Origin of the sequence: Streptomyces cavernae (genome assembly GCF_004023625.1) — a bacterium.
Taxonomy (GTDB): Bacteria; Actinomycetota; Actinomycetes; order Streptomycetales; family Streptomycetaceae; genus Streptomyces; species Streptomyces cavernae.
In genome coordinates, this window is record NZ_RPDJ01000065.1 from 18,339 (window position 1) to 33,303 (window position 14,965).

The 14,965-nt window shown below is 71.6% G+C and carries 14 protein-coding genes; 8 read left to right on the forward strand and 6 right to left on the reverse strand.

The genetic code is table 11. From position 1 onward, the window contains the following. Nucleotides 1-45: 45 nt before the first annotated feature. Complete coding sequence (radA, locus tag EF387_RS43555) at nucleotides 46-1,455, reverse strand: DNA repair protein RadA (RefSeq protein ID WP_128382136.1); 1,410 nt, start codon at nucleotides 1,453-1,455, stop codon at nucleotides 46-48. A gap of 244 nt (nucleotides 1,456-1,699) precedes the next feature. Here radA and EF387_RS46940 point away from each other — a divergent pair, with 244 nt between their 5' ends. Next, nucleotides 1,700-3,412: a BACON domain-containing protein gene (locus tag EF387_RS46940; RefSeq protein WP_155589832.1), complete on the forward strand. Its 1,713-nt coding sequence runs from the start codon at nucleotides 1,700-1,702 to the stop codon at nucleotides 3,410-3,412. On the opposite strand, the gene EF387_RS43565 is transcribed toward EF387_RS46940, so the two are convergent. Next, nucleotides 3,409-4,317 (reverse strand): DUF3109 family protein, encoded by a 909-nt coding sequence (locus EF387_RS43565; RefSeq protein ID WP_128382137.1) that lies wholly within the window; start codon nucleotides 4,315-4,317, stop codon nucleotides 3,409-3,411. The two genes, EF387_RS46940 and EF387_RS43565, sit on opposite strands and share 4 nt — an antisense overlap. Before the next feature lie 71 nt (nucleotides 4,318-4,388). Between EF387_RS43565 and EF387_RS43570 the strand changes: the two genes are divergently transcribed. The 6 genes from EF387_RS43570 (at nucleotide 4,389) to cseC (ending at nucleotide 10,172) form a co-directional block, all read left to right on the forward strand. After that, nucleotides 4,389-5,321 carry a Ppx/GppA family phosphatase gene (locus EF387_RS43570; protein WP_128382138.1) on the forward strand — a complete coding sequence of 311 codons (933 nt, stop codon included), beginning with the start codon at nucleotides 4,389-4,391 and terminating at the stop codon, nucleotides 5,319-5,321. A gap of 154 nt (nucleotides 5,322-5,475) precedes the next feature. Further along, nucleotides 5,476-6,384 (forward strand): HhH-GPD family protein, encoded by a 909-nt coding sequence (locus EF387_RS43575; RefSeq protein ID WP_128382139.1) that lies wholly within the window; start codon nucleotides 5,476-5,478, stop codon nucleotides 6,382-6,384. Nucleotides 6,385-6,678: 294 nt separating this feature from the next. Further along, nucleotides 6,679-7,227, forward strand: coding sequence for a SigE family RNA polymerase sigma factor (locus EF387_RS43580; RefSeq protein WP_128382140.1), 549 nt, complete (start codon nucleotides 6,679-6,681; stop codon nucleotides 7,225-7,227). Continuing rightward, a complete protein-coding gene (locus EF387_RS43585) occupies nucleotides 7,215-7,892 on the forward strand; it encodes a hypothetical protein (protein WP_420802697.1) in 678 nt (225 codons plus the stop codon). Before EF387_RS43580 ends, EF387_RS43585 begins: the two co-directional genes overlap by 13 nt. Nucleotides 7,893-7,902: 10 nt before the next feature. After that, the gene (gene cseB / locus EF387_RS43590; protein ID WP_128382141.1) at nucleotides 7,903-8,610 is read left to right on the forward strand and encodes a two-component system response regulator CseB; all 708 of its coding nucleotides are present in this window, start codon (nucleotides 7,903-7,905) and stop codon (nucleotides 8,608-8,610) included. A gap of 146 nt (nucleotides 8,611-8,756) precedes the next feature. Further along, nucleotides 8,757-10,172, forward strand: a complete 1,416-nt coding sequence (gene cseC, locus EF387_RS43595; RefSeq protein ID WP_128382142.1) for a two-component system sensor histidine kinase CseC — start codon at nucleotides 8,757-8,759, stop codon at nucleotides 10,170-10,172. Nucleotides 10,173-10,264: 92 nt separating this feature from the next. Here cseC and EF387_RS43600 read toward each other — a convergent pair whose 3' ends face one another. From EF387_RS43600 to EF387_RS43610, 3 genes are all read right to left on the reverse strand, one after another. Next, the gene (locus EF387_RS43600) at nucleotides 10,265-10,711 is read right to left on the reverse strand and encodes a VOC family protein (protein WP_128382143.1); all 447 of its coding nucleotides are present in this window, start codon (nucleotides 10,709-10,711) and stop codon (nucleotides 10,265-10,267) included. Nucleotides 10,712-10,792: 81 nt separating this feature from the next. Continuing rightward, a complete protein-coding gene (locus tag EF387_RS43605; RefSeq protein ID WP_128382151.1) occupies nucleotides 10,793-11,236 on the reverse strand; it encodes a helix-turn-helix transcriptional regulator in 444 nt (147 codons plus the stop codon). Nucleotides 11,237-11,363: 127 nt separating this feature from the next. Then, on the reverse strand, nucleotides 11,364-13,004 hold the full coding sequence (locus tag EF387_RS43610; RefSeq protein ID WP_128382144.1) for an MDR family MFS transporter: 1,641 nt from the start codon (nucleotides 13,002-13,004) through the stop codon (nucleotides 11,364-11,366). Nucleotides 13,005-13,196: 192 nt separating this feature from the next. Between EF387_RS43610 and EF387_RS43615 the strand changes: the two genes are divergently transcribed. Next, on the forward strand, nucleotides 13,197-13,784 hold the full coding sequence (locus tag EF387_RS43615; protein ID WP_128382145.1) for a TetR/AcrR family transcriptional regulator: 588 nt from the start codon (nucleotides 13,197-13,199) through the stop codon (nucleotides 13,782-13,784). 184 nt (nucleotides 13,785-13,968) lie between these two features. Here the strand turns inward: EF387_RS43615 and EF387_RS43625 are convergent, their stop codons facing one another. Then, on the reverse strand, nucleotides 13,969-14,580 hold the full coding sequence (locus EF387_RS43625) for a M23 family metallopeptidase (protein WP_128382146.1): 612 nt from the start codon (nucleotides 14,578-14,580) through the stop codon (nucleotides 13,969-13,971). Between the last annotated feature and the right edge of the window lie 385 nt (nucleotides 14,581-14,965).

Consider the following 14,965-nt stretch of genomic DNA (forward strand, 5'->3'; position numbering starts at 1 on the left):
AGGGTCGCCTCAGGTTCGCACGCACGGGCGAGACCTGGGCAAAGTCTACCGGCGGTCCTCCTCCTCCCGTGGGGCGTCTCTGCGACGGGCCCTCGGCAGTACGCGCAGCGCGTCCCCCATGTCGGCGACTTCCAGGACCTTCATACCGGGCGGCACCTTGCCCGGATCGGTCGGTACGAGCGCGTGTGTGAAGCCCAGGCGGTGTGCCTCGGCGAGCCTGCGCTGGACGCCGGTGACCCGCCTGACCTCGCCCGCGAGACCGACCTCGCCGATCGCGACGAGGTTCTTGGGCAGGGGGGTGTCGCTCGCGGCGGAGGCCAGCGCGAGGGCGATCGCCAGGTCCGCGGCGGGTTCGGAGAGCTTCACTCCGCCGACCGTCGCGGAGTAGATGTCCCGCTTCCCCAGGGCGCTGATCCGGCCGCGCTGCTCCAGGACGGCGAGCATCATCGAGACACGGGAGGTCTCCAGACCGGACGTGGTGCGGCGCGGGGAGGGGATCTGGGAGTCGACGGTCAGTGCCTGGACCTCCGCCACCAGAGGGCGGCGGCCTTCGAGGGTGACGGTGAGGCAGGTGCCGGGCACGGGTTCGTCGCGCCGGGTGAGGAACAGGCCGCTGGGGTCGGCGAGTCCGGTGATGCCCTCGTCGTGCAGTTCGAAGCAGCCGACCTCGTCCGTCGTCCCGTAGCGGTTCTTGACGCCGCGTACGAGCCTCAGGCGGGCGTGGCGGTCGCCCTCGAAGTGCAGGACGACGTCCACGAGGTGTTCGAGCAGGCGCGGTCCCGCGATCGCGCCGTCCTTGGTGACGTGGCCCACCAGGAGGGTTGACATGCCGCGTTCCTTGGAAGCGCGGATCAGGGCGCCGGCGACCTCGCGCACCTGGGCCATGCCGCCGGGGGCTCCGTCGATCTCCGGTGAGGCCACGGTCTGCACGGAGTCCAGGATCAGCAGGGACGGCTTGACGGCGTCCAAGTGGCCGAGGACGGCCGCGAGATCGGTCTCCGCGGCGAGGTAGAGGTGGTCGTCGATGGCCTTGATGCGGTCGGCGCGCAGCCGGACCTGGCTCGCCGACTCCTCGCCGGTGACGTAGAGGGTGCGGTGCTCGTCACTGGCCGACTTGGCGGCCACGTCCAACAGGAGGGTGGACTTGCCCACACCCGGCTCGCCCGCCACGAGGACGACCGCGCCGGGGACGAGTCCGCCGCCGAGCACCCGGTCGAGCTCGGGCACACCCGTGGAACGGGCGGTGGCCTGACGGCCGTCGACCTGGCCGATGGGCACGGCGGAGGTGGTGACCCGGCCGGGGGCGGTGGTGCGCACCGCGGGCGCGCCGTACTCCTCGACCGTCCCCCAGGCCTGGCACTCGGGGCAGCGGCCGAGCCACTTGGCCGTCTGCCAGCCGCATTCGGTGCAGCGGTAGGACGGGCGGTCCTTCGCGGTCTTCGTACGGGCAGCCATGCGAGAACCGTAACGGGCCCCACTGACAACGCCGACGACACGGGTCTGTCCCGGGGGAGGCGTGCGGTGAGGCGAGGGGGCACGCTCACGCAACCCCTGAACAACCGTTTGAGGATCCCGCACGGAATCCAGCACGGAATCCGGCACTCCTGTCCCCTTTTGAGCGATCTGTTCACCCGTAAGGAGTAAATGCACTCAAGCCGCAGGAAGGGTTCGGCACGTGCGCCCTACGGTCGCACGGGTGATGAGCAGCAGTCCGGAGACTCCGACGCACCCCACCGGCGCGCACCCGGCGCACACAGCCGTGCGCAAGCCCGTCGCGCCCTGCGCGCTGCAGCAGAAGCCGCCCATGCGTTACGAGCCCTACCTGGACGGCCTGTTCACATACTGCCTGTCCGTGCTCTGCGACCACGACACCGCGACCGCCGCCCTCGGGGACGTCCTCGTCGTCGCCGAACGCCGCGGGCGGCACGGCCCGGACGCCGAGGGCGACCGCAAGGCCTGGCTGTACGCGCTGGCGCGCTGGTCGTGTCTGCGGCGGCTCGCGGAGGCCAGGAGCGGGCGCCAGGGCTCGTCCGCCCCGGCCAGGCGCGCTCCCCGGCGACGGGACGCGCCCTGCTGTGCCGCCGGACCGGCCGAGCCGTCGGCCGCCGAGCAGGAGCGGCGCCAACGCGAACTCGCCCTGCTGGCCTGGCCGGAGGCAGCCGGCACCACCCCCGAGCAGCGCGAGGCGCTCGAACTCGCCGTACGCCACCAGCTCGCCCCGCGGGAGGTCGCCGCCGTCCTCGGCATGGATCCGGTCGCCACCCGGGAACTCCTCTCCTCCGCGGCCTGCGAGGTGGAGCGCACCCGGGCCGCCCTGGCCGTCGTGGAGGCCGGCGGCTGCCCGGGGGTGGCCCGGTTCGCGTGTGACAGCCGGCTGATGCTGAGCTCCGCGCTGCGTCTGGACCTCGTCCGGCACGTCGACGACTGTCCGCGGTGCCGGCGCACCGCCGAGCGGGCCGCTCCCGGGGTCTGGCCGGGCACCAGCGTGACGCCCGCCGCGCTGCCCGTGGTGGCGGCCCCGCGCGCGGCCCTGCACTCGGCGATGGCGCACGGCTCCCGCGCGCGGGGCGGCGGTCCCCGCTTCGACCGGCGGGGTTTCCCGATGGACCCCAAGGACCACGCGGCCCGTCGCCACCGGCTGCGCGCGCGTGTCGTCACGACGACGGTCGTCGCCACCGTGGTGGCCGCGCCCGTGTTCGCGTTGTGGGCGGCCTACCGGGGCGCGCCGCTGACCGGCGAGGACCGGGACGGCCGCCCCGTCGCCGCGAACGAGGCCCACGGCCGGGACGCGCTCGGCGCCGAGCCGGGCCGCGGCTACGAGAACGCAGGCAACGCCCGTACGAAGCCCGATGCGGGTTTCTCCCAGGGCAGCGACGACGTCTCCGTGGAGGTGATCGGCGCCACCGGCAAGGGTCACCTCGACGTGACCGCCCGCTCCAGCGGCGACATCACACTCATCAGGATCACCGCGTCCGGCCGCGCCCCCGTGCACTGGTCCGCGCGCGCGGTCGCCTCCTGGCTCCACCTCAGCCGCTCCTCGGGGACCCTGGCCCCCGGCGACTCTTCGACGATCAGGGTCTACGTCGACCGGCTGCGCGAGCCACGGGGGCGCTGGACGGCGCGGGTGTCGGTCGCTCCCGCGGCGGCCGTCGTCTCCATCGAGGGCCACGGTCCCGAGCCGCGCCCGTCGGCTCCCGCCCCCCGGCCCAGTTCACCGCAGGCGTCGGCGTCCGGTCCGGCCGATCCCGGCACGCCGCCCGGCGGCCCCACGCCGACGTCCGGGCCGCAGACGACGCCCACGCCGTCGTCTCCCACGCCGTCCGATCCGTCCGGCCCGTCCGACCCACCCGACCCGTCGGACCCGGGTGGCCCGACGCCCGACGACAGCGGCGATCCCGGCACGGCCGGTTAGGCGTCAGCCGGCGGGGCCACCGGGTCGGCCGGGTGCGGGGCCAGCAGCGGCAGCTGTGCGGCCAGCCGGTCCTCACACAGCTCGACGAGCCGGTCGTATCCCGCCTTGCCCATCAGCTCGGTGAGCTCGGCCCGGTAGGAGACGTAGACCGGGTCCCCCGCGCCGTGCGCCGAGGTCGCGGAGGTGCACCACCAGTGCAGGTCATGGCCGCCGGGGCCCCAGCCTCGGCGGTCGTACTCGCCGATCGACACCTGGAGGACGCGGGTGTCGTCGGGACGGTCGATCCAGTCGTACGTCCGCCGGATCGGCAGCTGCCAGCAGACGTCCGGTTTGGTCTCCAGCGGTTCGCGGCCCTCCCGCAGCGCGAGGATGTGCAGCGAACAGCCCGCGCCGCCCGCGAAACCGGGGCGGTTCTGGAAGATGCACGAGCCGTTGTACGGGCGGGTCTGCCGGGAGCCCTCGTCGTCCTCCGCGACCCAGCCCGTCTCCATGCCCACGTCATAGTGCTGCCAGATGTCCGGAGTGAGCCTCGCCACGTGCTCGGCCACCCGTTTCTCGTCGTCCTCCTCCGAGAAGTGCGCGCCCAGCGTGCAGCAGCCGTCGTCGGCGCGGCCCGCCTGGATGCCCTGGCAGCCGCTGCCGAAGATGCAGTTCCAGCGGGAGGTCAGCCAGGTCAGATCACAACGGAAGACCTGGTCCTCATCGGCGGGATCAGGGAACTCGACCCATGCGCGGGCGTGGTCGAGCCCCTTCTCGTCGCCCGGCGGCGGGGACTGGGGCGGCTTCGGCAGCTTCGCGACCTTGGACGACTTCGCCCGTGCGGAGCCCTTGGCGGCCTCGGCCGACACCGCCGACTTGGCCGACTTGGTCGATTTGCTGTCGTTCGCCTTTTTCGTCTTTGGCACGAGTCCAGGGTAAGCGGCCGACGGCGACTCCGGGGCTGGGCTGCGGGCCCGCTGGCAGTAGCGTGCCCCTTATGAGACTCGGTGTCCTCGACGTGGGATCGAACACGGTGCATCTCCTGGTGGTGGATGCACACCCTGGCGCGCGCCCCTTGCCCGCGCACTCGCACAAGGCCGAACTGCGGCTCGCCGAACTGCTCGACGGCAGCGGAGCGATCGACTCGGACGGCGTCGACAAGGTGATAGCGGTCGTGCATGAGGCGCTGCAGGCCGCCGAGGACAAGGGCGTCGAGGACCTGCTGCCGTTCGCGACCTCCGCGGTGCGCGAGGCCAGCAACGCCGACGACGTACTGGCCCGGATCAAGGCCGAGACCGGTGTCGAGCTCCAGGTGCTGACCGGTGAGGAGGAGGCGCGGCTGACCTTCCTCGCGGCCCGCCGCTGGTTCGGCTGGTCGGCCGGCAAGCTGCTGGTCCTGGACATCGGCGGCGGCTCGCTGGAGATCGCGTACGGCATAGACGAGGAGCCGGACGCGGCGGTGTCGCTGCCGCTGGGCGCGGGGCGGCTGACGGCGGGGTGGCTGCCCGGCGACCCGCCCAGTGCCGACGACATCCGTGCGCTGCGCCGGCACGTCCGTGCGGAGATCGCGCGGATCGTCGGGGACTTCAGCCGCCTGGGCACCGCCGACCATGTGGTCGCCACCTCGAAGACCTTCCGCCAGCTGGCCCGGATCGCGGGGGCGGCGCGCTCGGCCGAGGGGCTGTACGTCCAGCGCGAACTCAAGCGGGGGGCGCTGGAGTCCTGGGTTCCCCAGCTCGTCGGCATGACGGCGGCGGAGCGGGCCGAGTTGCCCGGCGTCTCGGAGGGGCGCGCCGGTCAGCTCCTGGCCGGCGCGCTCGTCGCCGAGGCCGCCATGGACCTCTTCGACGTGAACACCCTGGAGGTCTGTCCCTGGGCGCTGCGGGAGGGTGTGATCCTGCGGAGGCTGGACCACATGGGCTGGGCGTGACCCGGCGGGGGCATCTGGGGGACTCTGGGGCAGCTGGGACACCGAGAACACCTCGGCCGGCCCGGCGACGTCAGCGCCCGACGGGCTGAGTCCGGTCGCCACACCCGGAGGTTGAGCCCGCCCGGCACCCCCCGCATGGCAGGATCGGTATGCCATGACTGTGCCCACGAAGCCTCCCGTAAGCCCTGCCCGCGACGATCTGCACGCTCCCGTCATCGCCTGGTTCGACGCGCACGCGCGTGATCTGCCGTGGCGGCGGGCGGAGGCCGGGCCGTGGGGGGTGATGGTGAGTGAGTTCATGCTGCAGCAGACACCCGTGAGCCGGGTGCTGCCCGTCTACGAGCAGTGGATGGCGCGCTGGCCGCGCCCCGCCGCGCTGGCCGCCGAGGCGCCCGGGGAGGCCGTACGCGCCTGGGGGCGGCTCGGGTACCCGCGGCGCGCCCTGCGACTGCACGGTGCCGCCGTCGCCATAACGGAACGGCACGGCGGCGACGTTCCCACCGAGCACGCCCAACTCCTGGCCCTGCCGGGCATCGGCGAGTACACCGCGGCGGCCGTCGCCTCCTTCGCCTACGGGCAGCGGCACGCCGTGCTCGACACCAACGTGCGGCGCGTCCTCGCCCGGGCCGTGACCGGTGTGCAGTACCCGCCGGGCGCCACCACCGCCGCCGAACGCAAGCTCGCCCGCGCACTGCTGCCCGAGGACGAACGCACCGCCGCGCTGTGGGCCGCCGCCTCCATGGAACTGGGCGCCCTCGTCTGCACGGCGAAGAACGAGAACTGCCACCGCTGCCCGATCACCGACCGGTGCGCCTGGCAGCTCGCCGGCAAGCCGGAGCACGCAGGGCCGCCGCGCAAGGGACAGACCTACGCGGGCACCGACCGCCAGGTCCGCGGCAAGCTCCTCGCAGTACTGCGCGAGGCGGTGCGCCCCGTTCCGCAGGCGGTCCTGGACCGGGTGTGGGACGAGCCCGTGCAACGGGCCCGCGCGCTGGACGGGTTGGTCGCCGACGGTCTCGTGGAACCCCTGCCGGGCGGGCTCTACAGGCTGCCGCTCACCTGACCGTCCGGCCGCCGCAGGAGTCCCGCTCGTAACATTCGCCGCTCCGCGGCCCGTTCACCCCAGCCTCGACCGACCAGCAAATCCCCCCAAACGCACATCCTTCGGGGCTGGGCCTTACCCCGTCCCTACTTCCGTTACACAACCGACGGACAGCCGTGCGTCCACCGCGCGTTCGTGCGCACAGCTCCGTGACAACCCCTCCGTAGCTTCATTCCCATACCGCGGACAGCGGTCGAACAAGAACTGACTGCGGGCAACACGCGGGTCGGGAAACGGGGACGGAGGCGGTTGGCGATGGCGCACGGTGAGGTGCTCGAGTTCGAGGAGTACGTCCGCACCCGGCAGGACGCGCTGCTGCGCAGCGCCCGCCGTCTGGTGCCGGACCCGGTCGACGCGCAGGACCTGCTGCAGACCGCGCTGGCCCGCACGTACGGCCGCTGGGACGGTATCGCGGACAAGCGGCTCGCGGACGCGTACCTGCGCCGGGTCATGATCAACACGCGGACCGAGTGGTGGCGGGCACGCAAGCTCGAGGAGGTGCCCACCGAGCAGCTGCCGGACGCCTGTGTCGAGGACGCCGCCGAACAGCACGCCGACCGCGCTCTGCTGATGGATGTCATGAAGGTGCTCGCACCGAAGCAGCGCAGTGTCGTGGTGCTGCGACACTGGGAGCAGATGTCCACGGAGGAGACGGCCGCCGCCCTCGGCATGTCGGTCGGAACGGTCAAGAGCACGCTGCACCGGGCGCTGGCCCGGCTCCGTCAGGAGCTGGAGGCCCGCGACGCGCAGGAACGCGGCGCAGGCGCGCTCGAGGGTGAGGAGAGGGAGCGTTGCGCGGCCTAGGCACACCTACCGGCAGGGCCGCACGGGTCACCGTGCGGCCCTGTCGGGTTGTCAAGGTGCTGACGGTGGCGGTCGCGGTCGCCGCCGTCAGTGTCTATCTGACCTCCTGCGCGACCGGTGGCACCGGCGCCCGCGACGAGGGCCCCGCCCGCGGCGACTCCGCGGCCGGGGCCGCCGTCGTCTCGCCCTCGCCCACCGCCTCACCGGCCACGATCCCGAAACGGGTGGACCCGGTACAGCTGGTCAAGAACGATCCGGCCGTCAGCGCGGACGTCAAGGCGGACCTGCGGCCGTGCGTGTCCGACGAGTACCCGGTCGACGTGTCGTACGGCGATCTCACCGGCGGCAGGGTGAGCGATGTGGTCGTCAACGTGATGACCTGCAGCGATGCGGTCGGGGTCGGCTCGTATGTGTATCGCGAGGTCGGTTCGACGTACAAGAACGTCTTCACGTCCGAGGAGTCACCGGTCTACGCGGAGATCGACCGCGGCGACCTGGTCGTCACCGAGCAGGTGTACGAGAAGAGCGATCCGTTGCAGTATCCGTCCGGCGAGGTCGTCACCACATACCGCTGGTCCGTGAACCGTTTCGCGGTGCGCAACCGTACGGAGAACGACTACAGCAACGCGGTGGGTGCCGTAACGCCCATCCCCGAGTCGAACTGAGAGCAGCCGCATGGCAGAGCAGACCCATGTCCTGTTCGTCGAGGACGACGACGTCATCCGCGAGGCCACCCAACTGGCGCTGGAGCGGGACGGCTTCGCGGTGACCGCGATGCCCGACGGGCTCTCGGGGCTGGATGCGTTCCGCGCCGACCGGCCGGACATCGCCCTGCTCGACGTGATGGTGCCCGGTCTGGACGGGGTCTCGTTGTGCCGGCGCATCCGCGACGAGTCCACCGTTCCCGTCATCATGCTCTCCGCACGCGCCGACTCCATCGACGTCGTCCTCGGCCTGGAGGCGGGGGCGGACGACTATGTGACGAAACCTTTCGACGGGGCCGTCCTGATGGCGCGCATCCGTGCGGTGCTGCGCCGCTTCGGCCACGCCGGCTCCGCGGCGGGCGGGGCCGACGAGGAGAGCGCGGCGAACGCGAGCGGTGTGCTCACCTTCGGTGAACTGGAGGTCGATACCGAGGGCATGGAGGTGCGCAGGAGCGGCGAGCCGGTCGCGCTGACGCCCACCGAGATGCGGCTGCTGCTGGAGTTCTCGTCGGCGCCCGGCACGGTTCTCTCCCGCGACAAACTGCTCGAACGCGTCTGGGACTACGGCTGGGGCGGCGACACCCGGGTCGTGGACGTGCATGTGCAGCGGCTGCGGACCAAGATCGGCCAGGACCGGATCGAGACGGTCCGCGGCTTCGGCTACAAGTTGAAGGCCTGAACGCGGGTATGCGGGATTTCCGGGGCACGGGGGAGTTCGAGACCGCGCGTGCGAGACGGGGGCCGGGGGCGGATCCGGGGACGCGGGCGCGGGGGACGGGATCGCCGAGGGCGCGGGAGACGCTGACGGCGCGGGGAACGCTGACGATGCGGGTGACCGACGGCATGGAGGAGACCGGGGGGTACGCGGAACAGGGCGGTCCCGGCCGCGGAGCACGGGGGTTCAGGAGGGTCTTCCGGCGACTGAGTGCGCGCACGGGGCTGCGCACCGGTCTGCGGTGGAAGCTGAGCGCGGCGATCGCAATGGTGGGGACGCTGGTCGCGGTCTCGCTGAGCCTGGTGGTGCACAACGCGGCCCGGGTGTCGATGCTGTCCAACGCGCGTGATCTCGCGGACGAGCGGGTGCAGATCGCCCAGCGCAACGTCGAGACGACCGGCCGGCCCAACTTCCCGGGCATCAAGATCGACGATCCCGACCTGCCGGAGGCCCTGCGGGAGAAGACCGCCAAGGGCCGCCGGGCCACCTTCATCGCCGAGCACCGCAACGGCGTGCCGGACATCTGGGCCGCGGTGCCGCTCAAGGACGGCCGGGTCCTCTCCCTGCACACCGGTTTCACCGACCGCAGCGCCACCGTGATGAAGGACCTCGACCAGGCGCTGCTCATCGGCTCGATCGCCACCGTCTTCGGCGGCTGCGCGCTCGGTGTGCTGGTCGGCGGCCAGCTCTCACGCCGGCTGCGCAAGGCGGCCACCGCGGCGTGGCAGGTCGCCAACGGTGAGACCGACGTACGGGTGCGGGACGCGATCGGCGGCGTCGTGATCGACGAGACCGACGACCTCGCCCGGGCCGTGGACGCCATGGCGGACACCCTGCAGCGGCGCATAGAGGCCGAGCGGCGGGTGACCGCGGACATCGCGCACGAACTGCGCACTCCGGTGACCGGGCTGCTGACGGCGGCCGAGCTGCTGCCGCCCGGCCGCCCCACCGAGCTGGTGCGGGACCGGGCGCAGGCCATGCGCACGCTGGTGGAGGACGTACTGGAGGTGGCGCGGCTGGACGGCGCCTCCGAGCGGGCGGAGCTGCAGGACATCATGCTGGGCGAGTTCGTGACCCGGCGGGTGGCGGCCCGGGACACGGGCATCGAGGTGCGCGTGGTCCACGAGTCGGCCGTCACGACCGATCCGCGCCGGCTCGAACGTGTGCTGCTGAACCTGCTCACCAACGCGGCCAAGCACGGCAGGCCGCCGATCGAGGTGACGGTCGAGGGACGGGTCGTCCGGGTACGGGACCACGGCCCCGGATTCCCCGAGGAACTGCTGGACGAAGGGCCGCGCCGCTTCCGCACCGGCAGGAAGGACCGCTCCGGTCAGGGGCACGGCCTGGGCCTGACCATCGCGGCCGGGCAGGCCCGGGTGCTGGGCGCCCGGCTGACGTTCCGCAACGTACGCCCTCCCGGCGCCCCGGAGGGCGTGCCGGCGGAAGGCGCGGTGGCGGTGCTGTGGCTGCCGGAGCACGCGCCGACCAACACCGGGAGCCATCCGATGCTGCCGCCCGGGATGTGAGGCCGGCGGGGGCGGGGTGGTCGCGGCCCCTCCGCCCCCGAACCCGCACCGGGTCGCACTCGTCCCGGACTCCCTCACCGTCCCGGACTCCCTCAGGAAGTCCAGGCTTTCTCCATGTCCAGTCCGCCCTCGCGCCGCTGCGTGAAGGAGAACCAGTTCCCGGAGTCGTCGCGGAACAGCGCCTCCGTCCCATACGGCCGCTCCTGCGGCTCCTGGAGGAACTCCACCCCGCGGTCCTTGAGCTTCTTGTAGTCCCCGTGGATGTCGTCCGTGGTCAGGACCCCCGCCCCGAGGGCACCCTTGGCCACCAGCTTCCGCATCATCTCCGCGGACTCGGCGTCCATGGCGGGCGGTCCTGGCACCATCAGCGTCAGCTCGACGTCGGGCTGGCCCGGCGCCCCCACGGTGAGCCAGCGCATGCCGCCCTCGCCCATGGTCATGTCCGTACGGACTTCGAGCCCCAGCTTCCGCGTGTAGAACTCCTTGGCGCGGTCCTGGTCCAGGACCCAGACGGTGGAGATGGCGAGTCCTTTGATCATGGCAAGCTCCCAGGTCGACGGGGCACCGCCCGAGCGGCGGCCGGTCGGGTGACCGCCCTGCCACGGTAGGCGGCCGCCCGCTCAGTCCGCTTCTCCGGAATTGCGTTCCCCTTCTCCGGAATCGCGTTCCCCGCGTTCCGGCGCGGACGGGAAACCACCGGCCCACAGCATCGCGTAGCAGCCGGGGATCAGCGCGGCCCCGCGCCCCACGTGCTTCGCCCGGTACTCGCTCGGGGTCAGCCCGGTCCACGCCTTGAACCGTGCCGAGAAGGTGCCCAGGCTGCTGAAGCCGACGAGGTGGCAGATCTCCGTCGCGGACAGGTTCGCCGTGCGCAGCAGGTCCTGGGCCCGCTCGATACGGCGGTGGGTCAGATACTGGCCGGGTGTCTCGCCGTACGCCTGCTTGAAGGCCCTGATGAAGTGGTACCGCGAGTACCCGGCGTGCGCGGCCACCGCGTCGAGGTCGAGGCCGGGCTCGGCCCAGTCCCGGTCCATGGCGTCCTTGGCCAGACGCAGCTGCCGCATCTTGTCCACGGGACGATGCTGCCACGGCGCGGACGGCACGGCGGTGGCCGGGAGGAGCCGCCGCACACGGGCGAAGGCCCCCGGGCGGACTGCGACCGGGGGCCTTCGGGCCGAGGATGGACGGCGCTCAGACGGTTTCCGCGACCGTCGGCTTCGCACCGGTTCCCGCGGCGTCCCCAGCCGCGTCCTCGACCTGCTTCGGGGCGCCGGAGTCCGCTCCCCCGTCGTCGGACTGCTTCGGGCCCGCCCCGCGCAGCGGCACCTCCTTGACGAACACCGCCGCCACCAGCGCCGTCACCGCGATGATCGCCCCGAGCAGGAACGCCGAGTGGGTACCGGCCGCGACCGCGTGCTGGTAGGCCTCGCGTGCGGCGGCGGGGAGCTTGGCGAGGCTCGCCGCGTCCAGCTGTGCCGACTGCTCGGTGACCTTCGAGCCCAGCGCCCCGGCACGCTCGGCCATCATGTCCTGCACCCGGCTGTTGAACAGAGCGCCCATGATCGCGACACCGAAGGACGAGCCGAGTGTGCGGAACAGGGTGCTGGTCGAGGACGCGACGCCCATGTCCTTCATCTCGACGCTGTTCTGCGCCACGAGCATGGTGATCTGCATCAGGCAGCCCATGCCGGCGCCCAGGACGGCCATGTACAGACCCGAGGTGAGCCGGGTCGTGTCCGTGTCCATCTGTGCGAGCAGGAACAGTCCGGCGGTCATCAGGACGCTGCCGACGACGGGGAAGACCTTGTAACGGCCGCTGCCGGTGGTGACCCGGCCCGCGATCATCGAGACGACGAGCATCGCGCCGAGCATCGGCAGGAGCAGCAGTCCCGAGTTGGTCGCGGAGGCGCCCTGCACCGACTGCTGGAACAGCGGCAGGAAGAGCACGGCCCCGAACATCACGAAGCCGGTGATGAAGCCTATGAACGCCATCAGCGAGAAGTTGCGGCTGCGGAAGATGTGCAGCGGCATGACCGGCTCGGTGGCCTTCGTCTGCCAGAAGAGGAAACCGACGAGGGCGGCCGTGCCGATCCCGATCAGCTCCATGATCACGGCGGAGCCCCAGGCGTACTCGGTGCCTCCCCAGGTGGTGACCAGGACTATGGCGGTGATGCCGACGGTCAGCAGCGCGGCGCCGAGGTAGTCGATCCGCGTCTGTGCCCGCTTCTTCGGCAGGTGGAGCACGGCGCTGATGGCGAGCAGGGCGACGACTCCGAGCGGCAGGTTGATGTAGAAGGCCCAGCGCCAGCCCCAGTTGTCGGTGATGGTGCCGCCCACGAGCGGTCCCGCGATCATCGCGACCGCCATCACGGCGGCCATCATGCCCTGGTACCTGCCACGCTCCCGGGGCGGGATCAGATCGCCGATGATCGCCATGACGCCGACCATCAAACCGCCGGCACCGAGCCCCTGCACCGCCCGGAAGCCGATCAGCTGCCCCATGTCCTGCGCCATGCCGCTCAGCGCGGAACCGGCCAGGAAGATCACGATCGAGGCCATGAAGGCGCCCTTGCGCCCGTACATGTCACCGAGCTTGCCCCAGATGGGGGTGGAGGCCGCGGTGGCGAGGGTGTAGGCGGTGACGACCCAGGAGAGGTGCTCGAGCCCGCCCAGCTCGCCCACGATCGTCGGCATCGCGGTGCCGACGATCATGTTGTCCAGCATCGCGAGCATCATCGTGATCATGAGCGCGAGCAGGACGACCCGCACGCTCCTGGGTTGCTCCTCCGTCCCGGCCGCCTCGGCCGCCTCGGCCTTCGCTGTGTCCGCCATCGTTTCCACTCCCCTGGGTACTGCCTGGTGCTGCCCCGTCCGGGCTACTTACTTGCCGCCCGGCAAGTTGACTACACTGAGAGAAGGTAGACGCGTAACTAGCCGGGCGTCAAGTAAGTTTTCGTGGACTTGAACCGACCCGGACCGGCCTGAAGCGGCGCGGTCACAGCGGGGAGCGTGAGGAGTAAGAGGATGGGCGGCACCATGGACGGCACCAAGCAGCAGCGGCGGGGGAACACCCGCCAGCGCATCCAAGACGTTGCCCTGGAACTCTTCTCCGAGCAGGGATACGAGAAGACCTCGCTCCGCGAGATCGCGGAGCGGCTGGAGGTCACGAAGGCGGCGCTGTACTACCACTTCAAGACCAAGGAAGACATCGTCGTAAGCATCTTCGAGGATCTGGCGTGTCCCATGGACGAGCTGATCGAGTGGGGCCGGCAGCAGCCGCATACGCTCGAGACCAAGAAGGAGGTCCTGCGCCGCTACAGCGAGGCCCTGCACAACGCGGCCCCGCTCTTCCGCTTCATGCAGGACAACCAGGCGGCGATCCGGGAGTTGAGCATCGGCGACCGGTTCAAGGACCGCATGCTGCAGATGCGCGACATCATCAGGGAGCCGGACGCTCCGCTCATCGACCAAGTCCGTTGCATCAGCGCGCTGTTCACGATGCACGCGGGGATGCACGTCCTCGCGGAGGTCGAGGGTGACATGGAGGAGAAGCGCAGCGCCGTCCTCGAGGTCGCGATCGACCTGGTGACCCGGGCGCACGGCGGAGACTGAGGCCGCCGCGGGCCCGGGGGGTCTGGAGGGTCCGGGGTCCGGAAGTCCGGGGCCCGGGTGTCCGGGTGTCCTGGGTCCGGGTGTCCTGGGTCCGGGCGTCCTGGGTCCGGGCGTCCGGGGCCCGCGGTCCGGGGCCCGGGTGTCCGGGGGCCCTGGGCCCGGGGGGTCCGGGTGCGGCTCGCCGTCAGACGGTGGTGCCCTTGGAGCGCAGGAACTTCACCGGGTCGACGGCGGAACCGTAGTTCGGAGTGGTGCGGATCTCGAAGTGCAGGTGCGGGCCACTGGAGTTGCCGGTGTTGCCGGACAGGGCTATGTGCTGGCCGGTCTTGACGACCTGGCCGACCTTCACGTCGACGCGCGACAGATGGGCGTACTGCGAGTAGACGCCGCCACCATGCTTGATCACGACGGCGTTACCGTATGCCGGGCCGTCGCCGGCGCCGTTGCCGCCCGCCTTGACGACGGTGCCGCCGTGCGTGGCCATCACGTTGGTGCCGGTGGGTACGGCGAAGTCCTGGCCGGAGTGCTTGTGCGCCCACATGCTGCCGCCCTGGTTGAAGCGGGCGGAGATCTTGTACTTCGCCACCGGGTCGACCCAGCCGGCCGTCTTCTTCGCCTTCTTGGCCGCGGCCTGGGCGACGGCCTTCTCGGGCAGCGCGACGCTCGACTGACCGGTGTCGGCGGCCGCGACCCCGGCTCCCAGCACGGCCGAGGCTCCCAGCCCGAGGGTGACCACGGCGGCCCGGGTGCGGAGCAGGGACGTACGGGGGGTGCGGGTGCTGGCGCGCTTCGACATGGGGGTTACCTCCAGGGGGACGGACACAGGTCCACCCGGCACGCACAGCTCGCTGCCGGGTGGGCCATCCCTTGGTAACCCGCACCGCCACAATCACCCAAAACGGGTATCTACGACCCCAAGTCGTATTTGATGCGTAAATCTCCCTCCTTCTTGACAGGGGCCCCTGCCGCGGGGAGAGGCATGGAGAAGTGTCGGCTTTTCTCCTGAAAGGGCGGTTTAGCCCCACGTGAAAGGGTCCTGCCGTCAGCCGCGCCATTGCCGCGCGGCACCCGGGGCCGACCTCGCGGCCACCCCCCGGCACCCCAGGGGCGAAGTGTCCGTTTTGCCCCTGGGGTGTCATCCACTACCACCCCTAGTACCGGGAAAATCGCCTGTGCGGCAT

Bases quoted from the DNA above. Each gene is read 5' to 3' on its own strand.
- EF387_RS43580 (WP_128382140.1), top strand. From the start codon at position 6,679: ATGGCGCACGGTGAGGTGCTCGAGTTCGAGGAGTACGTCCGCACCCGG.
- EF387_RS43570 (WP_128382138.1), top strand. From the start codon at position 4,389: ATGAGACTCGGTGTCCTCGACGTGGGATCGAACACGGTGCATCTCCTG.
- EF387_RS43605 (WP_128382151.1), bottom strand. From the start codon at position 11,236: ATGCGGCAGCTGCGTCTGGCCAAGGACGCCATGGACCGGGACTGGGCC.
- EF387_RS46940 (WP_155589832.1), top strand. From the start codon at position 1,700: ATGAGCAGCAGTCCGGAGACTCCGACGCACCCCACCGGCGCGCACCCG.
- EF387_RS43600 (WP_128382143.1), bottom strand. From the start codon at position 10,711: ATGATCAAAGGACTCGCCATCTCCACCGTCTGGGTCCTGGACCAGGAC.
- radA (WP_128382136.1), bottom strand. From the start codon at position 1,455: ATGGCTGCCCGTACGAAGACCGCGAAGGACCGCCCGTCCTACCGCTGC.
- EF387_RS43615 (WP_128382145.1), top strand. From the start codon at position 13,197: ATGGGCGGCACCATGGACGGCACCAAGCAGCAGCGGCGGGGGAACACC.
- cseC (WP_128382142.1), top strand. From the start codon at position 8,757: ATGCGGGTGACCGACGGCATGGAGGAGACCGGGGGGTACGCGGAACAG.
- EF387_RS43610 (WP_128382144.1), bottom strand. From the start codon at position 13,004: ATGGCGGACACAGCGAAGGCCGAGGCGGCCGAGGCGGCCGGGACGGAG.
- cseB (WP_128382141.1), top strand. From the start codon at position 7,903: ATGGCAGAGCAGACCCATGTCCTGTTCGTCGAGGACGACGACGTCATC.
- EF387_RS43625 (WP_128382146.1), bottom strand. From the start codon at position 14,580: ATGTCGAAGCGCGCCAGCACCCGCACCCCCCGTACGTCCCTGCTCCGC.
- EF387_RS43575 (WP_128382139.1), top strand. From the start codon at position 5,476: ATGACTGTGCCCACGAAGCCTCCCGTAAGCCCTGCCCGCGACGATCTG.